Consider the following 10,809-nt stretch of genomic DNA (forward strand, 5'->3'; position numbering starts at 1 on the left):
TGACCCATGCGTCTTAAAAGTCGCCCATCTTGGTAGCCGTGAGCTACCAAGATTTCCACGGCTGGCTGCATCCCTGGCCTCCTCCGGCTTACATTGAACGCCGCCATGACAGTCGTTAAAGTCCTAAACACCTTGTATTTCATCTTTCAGCATATGGTGACTATTATAATCACAACTTAAGTTGCCATCAGACCACCATGTAAGCCGAGAGGCCGGCAGATATGGGCTCAGGCGCGTCGTTCTGCTTGGTCGGCGTTTCTTGCCGGCTTAGCAGAAAACCAACCTTGAAGACTTGGGTCTTTCAAGGCTTCAAGTTGCGTTCGCCCCGTCCCAGCCCATACCTGCCGGCCGGTAAGGCGAGTAACCCCACAAGGTAGCCAAACCAAGCATACCTGTTAACTGTTAGAAACAAGTTTGATGAAAAATTGAAAGTAGGCGATAGTTTTGCGTAATCAACAATTTGCCATCCGGCCCACTGCCCCCGCAGCGGCTCGCGACGAACTGACTCGAATTCATTTTTTAGACGACCAAAATGCTAGCTTAACGACCCCCAGTGACCTGTTACGGGACCTTTATGATCGTAGCTGGCCGGAATACACCGCACAATCGGTGGTGGACCAACAACTTAGTAATTTAATGGCAACCACAGATGTCGACGGGCTGGACTTCTTAGCCCATCACGACAACGTGCCCGTCACTGTCTTTTACAATTTGGCACTCCAACGCTTGGCCTTTGCCCCGGGACTGGACTTTCAGCTCACCGACCCATTGAGCGCTATGGCGAAGATTCAATTGCCAGTTGCTGACCATGCTGGTACCGACTTCACTTTAGCCGAACTGGTACAGGCCTGGTATCTTCTATTGACGACCCACACCAAAAACGGCCAGAGCTTCTTGGACCATCTGACCACCCACGGCTATTTCGAACCATTGGTCCACGATGCCAGCGTAGAAAAACCACTGATCTTTAATGGCAAGTCCCAAGCTGTCTTCGACACGACTCGCTTGATCCGTGAAGTGGTCTACGTGGAAAGTCCCCAAGATACCGATCACGATGGCAAACGCGACCTGTTAAAAGCCGAGATCATTCGGCCGGCCGAAACGGAAACTGGCCTCAAGGTTCCCGTACTGTACACCGCAAGCCCTTACAATCAGGGAACCAACGACGAATCCGGCGATGCTCTGATGCACAACGTGAACGTCCCACTACAACCCAAGCAACCTAACAACTTGACCTTGGCCGACGTCACTGCTCAACCCGATACCACGCCGCTTCCCGACGCCCGACCCGTGACAACCACGACCAAGACGGCCGCAGAGACCTTTACCCGGGAACAATCCTACACGCTCAACGACTACTTCTTAGCTCGCGGGTTCGCGGTCGTTTACGCCGCCGGAATCGGGACCAAGGATTCCGATGGCGTGCGGACCACCGGTGACCCCGAGGAAACGACCTCGACCATCGCCATTATCGAATGGTTGGCTGGCAACCGCACGGCCTTTACCAGTCGCGCCGCTACCCAGGCCATTCCTGCTTGGTGGAGTAATAAGTCCGTGGCAATGACTGGGCGCTCCTACTTAGGTACTTTGGCCACGGCGGCCGCAACCACAGGCGTTGAGGGCCTCAAGACTGTCATCAGTGAAGCCGCCATTTCCAACTGGTATGACTACTACCGTGATGGCGGTCTGGTCATCGCTCCCGGCGGTTTCCCCGGTGAGGACACCGATGTGCTGGCCGAAGAAACCTTTAGCCGCGAACTCCTTCCTGGTGACTATCACCGGATTCAGGCCAAATGGCAGGCCGATCTCGCCGCTATCACCCACGGACAAGACCGCGCTACCGGGAACTACAACAGTTTCTGGGACGCTCGAAACTATCTGAAAAACGTCAAGAATATCAAGGCCGACCTCCTGCTAGTCCACGGACTCAACGACTGGAACGTCAAGCCGCGGAACGTCAATAACCTTTGGAACGCCGTCCGCGATTTGCCGGTCACCAAGAAAATCATCTTGCATCAAGGCCAGCATATTTACATCAACGCCTTTCGTTCCATCGACTACACGGATATTGTCAATCTTTGGTTGACCCACGAGCTGTTAGGCGTGGACAACCAAGCGGAAACGCTGTTGCCAAACGTCATTATCCAAGATAACGTCCAGCCGGAAACCTGGAATGCTTACGAGGACTGGGATGCACCAACCAACGCATCCCGTCAATTTAACCTGCAACATGACGAGCTGGTCGACGCAAGCGTCACGGCACCGCTTCCCGCCGCAACCAGCTTCAATGACCAGTTGCCCGCCGAACAGTTCAATCACTACACACACCACATTGATCAGTGGCAGGCAGACCTCTTGGGCGACAAGCATAATGCCATGTTCAACCACCGCTTGATCTTTAAATCGGCCGTTTTAACCGATGACCTTGTCCTAGATGGTAAGCCAACCGTTGACCTGCGGGTTGCCGTGAACCAGCCGGTCGGAATGCTGAGTTTTCAAATCGTCGACTACGGTGAGGCCAAACGCCTCGGCGTCAGCCCAACCGTTCTCGCCCGTAAGGCCCTGGACGAGGGTTACCGTTGGCGTGAAGACGACCTCCGTGAGTTCAAGACGACCGCAGCGACCCCATTTAAGATGATCACCAAGGGCCACCGTAACCTCCAAAACCGGACCAACGCTTACCACGTCGACCCACTGAAGCCTAACGAATTCTACGACCTTAGTGTGACGCTACAACCAACCCACTACCGGCTACTTGCGGGTCACCAACTGGGACTGGTCGTCTACGCCACCGACTTTGGCATGACCGTCCGCGGTAACCAGGACCTACAGTACTCGATTCAGCTCGGGGACTCTACTTTGCACGTGCCATTCGTAAAGTAGTTTTAGGTATGACTGTAACTGGCCGCGCTCCGGCTGTCAGGGGTTACGCCTGCTATGGGGACGCTTCAGCCTAGAAGAACACTAGGCTTCTCGCTCGCTTTTAAGCCGTGAAAAACACACGTCTTAAAAGTCGCCCATCTTGGTAGCTTACAGCTACCAAGATTTCCACGGCTGGCTCCACCCCTGACCTCCTCCGGCTCAGACTAGTTGTTATCAACTATTAAGGCTGAGTGCCAGCAGTATTCTAATCTTGCTGCTGTGCTCTGAGTTAATATGACCTGAGTCAAAATGGTAATTAATCTAAATCGACTAATTACCATTTTGACTGGTACTAAAACATCCCCAATGACGTTGCATAATACGACCGCCATTGGGGATGTTCTTTTGGTCAACCACGCCCGTTTAAAAACGGACGCTTGTGAGAACCACACCCCATGGTATGGCGACCACAATTTGCTTAGATACAGTGCTAGCCTACGAATAGGACTTATCCGCTAATTACCAAAGCCTTTTAGGTCCGCAGGTTGCCAGGCGGACTCATTGCTTACAGGGTTGCTAATCCCTTAGCTAATATATTTTTAGCTGCATTATGGTCACGTACATGGAATATCCCACAATTAGGACACGTCCACTTGCGGTCAGCTAACGTCAACTTGTGCTCACCGGTCATGACGTGTCCACAATGGCTACAAGTTTGTGTCGTATTTCGGGGATCGACTGTCAAAAACTTTCGGCCGTACAGGTCAGCCTTATAGGCCAACATGTTCAGTAGAGTTCGCCAACCGACGTCCGAGATGCTCATTGCCAAGGCATGGTTCCGCAACATGTTTTTACCCCGCAGTTCTTCAGCTACGACTAAATCGTGGTTTTTGATTAAGGCCGTAGAGACGTGGTGTAAAAAATTTTTGCGTTGATTGGCGACTTTAAGCTGTAATTTAGCCACTAGTAACCGTTGCTTTTGATAATTCTTTGATGCGGATAACCTTCGTTGACTCTTTTTAGCTCGTCTAGCCCGCCGTGACAGTTTCCGTTGGGCTTTAGCTAGTTTTCCTCTAATCGTCCGGTAGTAATGGGGGTTATCAATCACCTGGCCATTAGAGTCCGTCAGAAAATTAGTAAGGTTCAAGTCGATGCCGACTTTAGATTTAATAACTAATTGCTCAGAAACGAAGGGGTGTTCCGACCCAAGCTGTATGGACACAAAGTAATGTCCTACGGCGTCCATTGAGACTGTTGTCGTCCCAATTCTAATGTCATCAGCCTGGTCTAAAATTTTCGATGGTAGCCCCTTGAAACGGAGACGCCCCAGTTTAGGTAACCTTAGGTGATGGAAATCATTTAGTCTTACGCTACCATTACGCATGGTTGGCTCGGTCACTTTGGCACCGTAAAGACATGACGTTTGATAAGTCTGAGTATAACCACGTTTATGGAATTTAGGGGTTCCCGCCTGATGAACCTGGTGGAATAGCTTCCAAGCGGTCTTATAATTTTTGATAGCATTGGCTTTCATTAAGCTATCAAAGTCTGGATGATTTAACCAACCATGAATATTGGAGATGGCAGTTGATGGCTTCTTTAGGCGTTCGGTCAAATCAGCGATTCGATCCAAGACAAGTGTAATGGGGATTTTCACTTGCTTTAACCAGAACAGGTCATTATTCATGCCGTTCATCTGATTATAAATAAACCGGCTAGCGTCACTGTTACGCTTGATCAGCCGTTTTTGTTCAGTTGAAGGAAAGACTCTAACCTTAACCCCATAATGATAAGGTAATTGCGCCATTGTTTTCGTCATAAACTGCCACCCCCTCTTGCTTGACAGTAGCATACCATATGAGTACACTGCATTCATAATGAAACGCATTATAATAATATTTATGGAGGCATCATATGAGCAATATCATTGAAGGAGCAATTCACGAACGAGGTTACGTTTACAACTTTCATTTTCATTTGGTCTGGGTCACTAAATACCGGCACGAAGCATTTACAACACCAAAGTTAGTCGCTGAGATGACCGACATTCTAACGAAAATAGCCCGACTGAATGAAGTGACCATTGAACAGATGGAAGTCATGCCTGACCACGTCCATTTACTGCTTAGTTTTAAGCCCAAGTATGCCCCAACTAATGTCGTCAAGGCCTTTAAGGGTGGTTCGGCGCGGTTATTCTTTGAATTACATCCCGAGATAAAGGCTCAAGAGTTCTGGGATGGACATCTTTGGTCGCCTAGTTACTTCATGAGTACCCTTGGTGATATGAGCAGGGGAACCGTAGAAAGCTACATTGCTAATCAGCGAAAGGTGTAGTGGCATTCATCCCTTGTTTGAAAGCAAGGGAATTCTGCCTAATTTTATATTAAATCTTTTTCTCAGCAGCACGCTAATCGGAGCTAATCAGCATAATTGACGCATCATCAGTTCAAATATTGTCAGTATGCTATTCCATAGCTTGTCAATTGTACTACCTTGTCATAGACACTTTAATAGTTAAGCGTCTATCTGAGCCGGAGGAGGCCAGAGATATAGCCAGCCGTGATAATGGTGTAAACTGGCGGTTCATCAGCCAGTTTACACCATGGGCGTCCTTTGAGACACGTGGTCTTTACGTGGCTCAAAAACGAGCGAGAAGCCCGTCCTCCGGCTGAAGCGTCTCCACAGCAGGCGGAATCTCTGGCAACCACCGTGCGCCCATATTTAGCCAGCACAGATTTTGATTCGAACACAAGCAGTTTAGAATTTCTGCGAATAGTGATAGAATATTAATAACTCATTAGAAACGGGGGAAACTTTCATGAAGCAAGGCACCACGATTATTACTTTAGACAACGGCTATCACCTCTGGACCAACACCCAAGGCACCGGCGACATTCATTTGCTGGCCCTACACGGTGGCCCCGGTGGCAACCACGAATACTGGGAAGACACGGCTAAGCAATTAGCTAAGCAGGGCTTGAACGTTCAAGTCCACATGTACGACCAACTCGGTTCCTGGTACTCCGACCAACCCGACTACAGTGACCCCGAGACCGCTAAGAAGTACCTCACTTACGACTACTTCTTGGATGAGGTTGAAGAAGTTCGCCAAAAATTAGGCATCGACAAGTTCTACCTGATTGGCCAATCATGGGGTGGCGCCTTAGTTCAAATGTACGCTGCCAAGTATGGTCAACACTTAAAGGGCGCTATCATTTCCTCAATGGTTGATAACATCGACGAATATGTTGAAAGCATCAACCATATCCGGGAAACGGTTTTAACGCCTGACCAAGTGACCTACATGAAGCAGGTCGAAGCTGACGGCAACTACGACGACGCGAAATACCAAAGCTACGTGGATATCTTAAACGATGGCTACGTCGACCGGAAGAAGCCCGCCGCTATTTCCCACTTGATCAGCACGATGGCAACCGACGTTTACGGTGCCTTCCAAGGTGACAACGAATTCGTCATCAAAGGGAAGCTGAAGGAATGGAACTTCCGCAAACACCTGAAGGAAATCAAGGTCCCAACCCTGTTGACCTTTGGTGAACACGAAACCATGCCGATTGCGACCGGTAAGAAGATGGCTGAACTCATCCCGCACTCACGCTTCGTGACGACGCCCGAGGGTGGTCACCATCACATGATCGACAACGCACCCGTTTACTACGATCATTTAGCAACGTTTATCCGCGACGTGGAAAACGACAATTTTAACGCTTAATCTATAACAAAAACTCCTGTGAAATCGTTGATGACTTCACGGGAGCTTTTTTGTCTTATCAAAAAACGGCCCCGCCAAAATTGACGGACCCGTTTCAATTAATGCGATTATTTCAATTTGAATACTACTTAATGAATCACAACTTTCATCCCATAAGGCACATGGTTGTAGACCCACTTGGCATCGGATACGGATAAGCGGACACATCCATGCGAGGCGGCGCTCTTCCCTAGTTCCTTGGCTTCACTTTCGATGTAGTTTCCATCTTTATCGGTCGGCACACTGTGGAACAGGTAAATTCCATGATCCTTCCAGGAGACCCAGTAGCGGGCTCCCTCGCCAGAACTCTGGTTGTAGAAGAACTTCCCCCGTTCACCCTGAATGTAGAACGTCCCATGGGGCGTCCCGTTTTCCTTACCGGTCCCGGTCGAACAATACATGGTGTAGAGCACCGTGTTGCCGTTCTTAATGTAGACCCGTTGCTTACTAGTGTTGACGTCTAACCAAGCGTTAGGATACTTTTCCAGATCCGGATAAGCCTTCTCTTCCGACGGCTTACGCCAATTAATAGTCTCAACTTTAGGCTTTTTGGTGGCAGTCGTCGTCTTAGCTGTCTTGGGCGCCGTATTGGCAACCTTATCTGCCGAGGTTTGTTGCATCACCCGGTTGATCCCGATTGCGGCCACAATGACCAACACAACAATGACGAGTAATTGTCTAAATCGTCTCATGCTCTCCGTCCTTTTGTTGACATAATTTTCATCTCTAACGCTAACCATAACGGATTTTTCTGAAAAAGGGAACCATTTCGACCAAAACGTAATCTAGCCGTAAGATTTCAGTCGGTTACGCTTCTTCATCGTGCCCGATATAGCTACGGGTACACCACTTCGCCTGACCGGTCGTAAACTTCAGACAGCATCATTGTTATACGGCTGTATCGCGTGCTAAGAGGCAGCTGGTTCTGATCACGCTCTCCTAATTGCCAGCGCGTAAACTCAGCTTTTCAACGTTCAAGATCTTGTCGACCAACCCGTTGTAGAAACTGGCCTCATGGCTAACGATGATGGCGTTGCCTTGGAAGTTCAAGATAGCTTGCTTCAAGGCCTGCTTCGTTTCGTCATCCAAATGGTTCGTCGGTTCGTCCATGATCAGGAAGTTGGCTGGTTCGAATTCCATCAACGCTAATTTGACCTTGGTCTGTTCCCCACCGGAAAGTTCGCCGATTGGCTTCATCGCATTGGCAGAATCCAAACCACACTTGGAGAGCTTGGTCCGAATTGCCTTTTGTGGCAGCTTTTCGTACTTCTCTTGAATGATCTGTAGCGGTGTCTGCTGGTTGTTGTCCCAGACCAAGTCTTGGCTGAAGTAACTGATCCGCGCAGATGGCGAGAAGTGGGCTTCCCCACCCTTGGCCTTGATCAGCCCCAGAATCGATTTGATCAGCGTTGACTTCCCGACCCCGTTAAATCCGGTCAAACCAACCTTTTGGTCCGTCGTCACCGAGAACGTCACGGGCTTCAACAATGGCCGGTCGTAACCGACAGACAGTTCATCGACCACCAACGCGTTTTGCGACCCCGTTTCCTGGTAAGGGAAATCAAAGTGAGCTTGCACGTTAGTCGAAGGCGGGTCGACCCGGTCCAATCTGTTCAGCATCTTTTCGCGTGACTTGGCCATGGTCGACTTGGATCCGGCCTTGTTCTTGCGGATAAAGCGTTCGGCCTTTTCAATCACGACCTGTTGCTTGTCGAACTCACGTTGTTGCGCCTTTTCCTTTTCACCCCGTTGCCGCATGGCTTGCTTGAAGTTTCCGCGGTACTTCGTGATCTGCCCGAAGGCCACGTTGATGATACAGTTCGTCACGTTTTGGAGGAAGTCGTAATCATGAGACACGATTAAGGCGGCTCCTTCAAAGTTGTTTAAATAGTCTTCCAACCAAGCGATGTGGGCGACATCCAAGTAGTTCGTCGGTTCGTCCAACAGAATGACATCTGGATTTTCGAGCAACAGTTTAGCCAAAATGATCTTTGACCGTTGCCCACCGGACATCTTCGCAACTTCGTGGTCACGACCCATGTCATCCAGGCCTAGCCCAGAAATGACCCGTTCGATCTCCGTTTCAATGTCGTAAAAGTTTCTGGCGTCCAACACTTCTTGAATCCGGCCAGCGCGTTCGAGGAGCTTGTCCTCCATTGTCTCGGCGTATTCCGTGTACATGGCCGTCATCCGGTCGTTCATTTCGTACAGGTCGGCGTAGGCCGTGTGGAGAAAATCAATCAACGTCATTCCTTCTGGAATATCGGCGTATTGATCCAAATAACCCACGTGGGTCTTCTTTTGCCATTTGACAGAGCCCGTCAATGGGAGCTCATGGCCCGTAATGATTTTAATTAAGGTTGACTTACCAACCCCGTTTTGCCCGACGACACCCATGTGTTCGCCCTTTTCTAGGGTAAAACTGGCCCCTTCGTATAGCTTCTTATCGGCGAAGCTCATGCTCAGGTCGTCAACTTCTAATAGTGGCACGTTTCGTCCCTTCCCTTCTTCTCTCACGCAGAAAAAAGCCCCGACAACGTCAAGGCCAGATTCCTAAACAATATATTAGGTAGTAATTTACCACGAAACGCCCGGGTTCGTCAACTTCCCAGTCTAGGAGTGTCGCGTCAAACTATGCTATAATAGGTGAAATTTACTGCCTAAGGACTGACAACTTATGAATATTCGTAACATTGACCACATCACGCTGACCGTTAGTGACATCGAGCGTTCCGTACGCTGGTACCACGAGGTTTTTGACCTACCCATCATCGAATTCGACGATGGCCGGCGCGGCGTTAAGCTCGGTAAACAAAAAATTAATTTCCAACAGAGCGACCAGCCTCATTTACCCGTTGCCAAGCACCCGACGGTCGGTGGTGCCGACTTTGCCATCATTGCGACCGACCCCCTGGCCAATATTTTGTCTCATTTGACCAACTACGCCGTTGAAATCGTTGACGGTCCGCTACCTAAGCAGGGCGCCATGGGCCCAATGACCTCCGTTTACGTGCGCGATCCGGACGAAAACTTGATTGAAATCGGTAAATACGATAAGTAAAGGAGGTCTGCCCCTTGCGAAACATCGTTAATGGTTGGCTTGACTGGCTGGCTCGTAGCTTAAAGTGGGTCGGCTTTTTAGCTATCTACCTCATCGACACGGGCATCCTGACCCTCGCAACAGCCATGGTCAAGCGGCCCGGCGTCGCTAACCGCTCGATTGGGGTCATGTTGATCTATTCGGCTTTGTTACTCGCCCTGATCACGTGGCGTTATCAAAAACAACTGAGTCAAAATAATCCCCGCCACTTTGGCCGCACGCGCTTTACATCCAAAACGATTACGCAACTGATCGGCTTTTTCCTACTGATGCTGGTTATCCAGTTCGCCTGGAATTTACTGATCAACACCCACGTTCTAAGCGATCCCGCGAACCAAACGGCCCTGAACACACAAGTACTACAGTTACCATTTTGGAATTTAGCCTACTCAATTCTGTTCGCCCCGGTCATTGAGGAACTCATCTTCCGTGGAATCTTCCTCAACTACTTTTTCCGTGGCAACTCACGAACGCTGAATTTTCTCGGTGTGTTTATGTCTGGCCTGATCTTTGGTTACCTCCACACCATGAGTCTCACGCCAACGCTCCTCATGTACGCCGCGCTCGGGTGGGTCTTGGGGGCCGCCTACCTGCACTTCCGGGATATCCGCTACAACACCACGCTTCACTTCCTGAATAACGCGATGTCTTTGATGGCCTTTATGTAGCTGCCAAATTAGGCTACCTGGTGGTCCCTTCGCCTTACCGGCCGGCAGATATGGGCTGGATCGGTGCGAACACAACTTGAAGCCTCGAAAGAACCGAGTCTACAAGGTTGGTTTTCTGCTAAGCCGGCAAGAAACGCCGACCAAGCAGAACGACGCGCCTGAGCCCATATCTGCCGACCTCTCGGCTTACACAGGGTTCTTAGGTAACGAGGATACTGACTGTAATAATCGTTATAGATTGGACCGGAAGCGCTAAGCCTCCATGTCTTCCGACTGCTGTCGTTGTAAAGCACAGTCAGAGCCGGAGGAGGACAGGGATGCAGCCAGCCGTGGAGGTGGTGTAAGCTGGTGATTTTGAAGTGCAAGTAAAATGTTAGACACTTTTCTGACCTATGCAACTAGCATCTTCT

8 protein-coding genes are annotated in these 10,809 nt (G+C 49.7%); 5 read left to right on the plus strand and 3 right to left on the minus strand.

Features of this window, described 5'->3' with window-relative positions; translation table 11 throughout:
- Nucleotides 1–444: 444 nt before the first annotated feature.
- Entirely contained in the window at nucleotides 445–2,883 is a 2,439-nt protein-coding gene (locus FC99_RS12050; RefSeq protein ID WP_048735194.1) for a Xaa-Pro dipeptidyl-peptidase, read from the plus strand.
- Nucleotides 2,884–3,427: 544 nt separating this feature from the next.
- Here FC99_RS12050 and FC99_RS12055 read toward each other — a convergent pair.
- A complete protein-coding gene (locus tag FC99_RS12055) occupies nucleotides 3,428–4,681 on the minus strand; it encodes an RNA-guided endonuclease InsQ/TnpB family protein (protein ID WP_048735191.1) in 1,254 nt (417 codons plus the stop codon).
- A 95-nt stretch (nucleotides 4,682–4,776) separates the two neighbouring features.
- Here FC99_RS12055 and tnpA point away from each other — a divergent pair, with 95 nt between their 5' ends.
- A complete protein-coding gene (tnpA, locus tag FC99_RS12060; protein ID WP_048735188.1) occupies nucleotides 4,777–5,196 on the plus strand; it encodes an IS200/IS605 family transposase in 420 nt (139 codons plus the stop codon).
- A gap of 484 nt (nucleotides 5,197–5,680) precedes the next feature.
- Complete coding sequence (locus FC99_RS12065) at nucleotides 5,681–6,592, plus strand: proline-specific peptidase family protein (RefSeq protein ID WP_048735185.1); 912 nt, start codon at nucleotides 5,681–5,683, stop codon at nucleotides 6,590–6,592.
- 128 nt (nucleotides 6,593–6,720) lie between these two features.
- Here the strand turns inward: FC99_RS12065 and FC99_RS12070 are convergent, their stop codons facing one another.
- On the minus strand, nucleotides 6,721–7,323 hold the full coding sequence (locus FC99_RS12070) for a L,D-transpeptidase (protein WP_048735182.1): 603 nt from the start codon (nucleotides 7,321–7,323) through the stop codon (nucleotides 6,721–6,723).
- A gap of 247 nt (nucleotides 7,324–7,570) precedes the next feature.
- A complete protein-coding gene (locus FC99_RS12075) occupies nucleotides 7,571–9,121 on the minus strand; it encodes an ABC-F family ATP-binding cassette domain-containing protein (RefSeq protein ID WP_082153255.1) in 1,551 nt (516 codons plus the stop codon).
- A gap of 187 nt (nucleotides 9,122–9,308) precedes the next feature.
- Here FC99_RS12075 and FC99_RS12080 point away from each other — a divergent pair, with 187 nt between their 5' ends.
- Nucleotides 9,309–9,692 carry a VOC family protein gene (locus FC99_RS12080; protein ID WP_048735181.1) on the plus strand — a complete coding sequence of 128 codons (384 nt, stop codon included), beginning with the start codon at nucleotides 9,309–9,311 and terminating at the stop codon, nucleotides 9,690–9,692.
- Nucleotides 9,693–9,706: 14 nt separating this feature from the next.
- Nucleotides 9,707–10,399, plus strand: coding sequence for a CPBP family intramembrane glutamic endopeptidase (locus FC99_RS12085; RefSeq protein WP_235805925.1), 693 nt, complete (start codon nucleotides 9,707–9,709; stop codon nucleotides 10,397–10,399).
- Nucleotides 10,400–10,809 lie beyond the last annotated feature (410 nt).

The organism is Levilactobacillus koreensis JCM 16448 (assembly GCF_001435525.1).
Classification (GTDB): domain Bacteria; phylum Bacillota; class Bacilli; order Lactobacillales; family Lactobacillaceae; genus Levilactobacillus; species Levilactobacillus koreensis.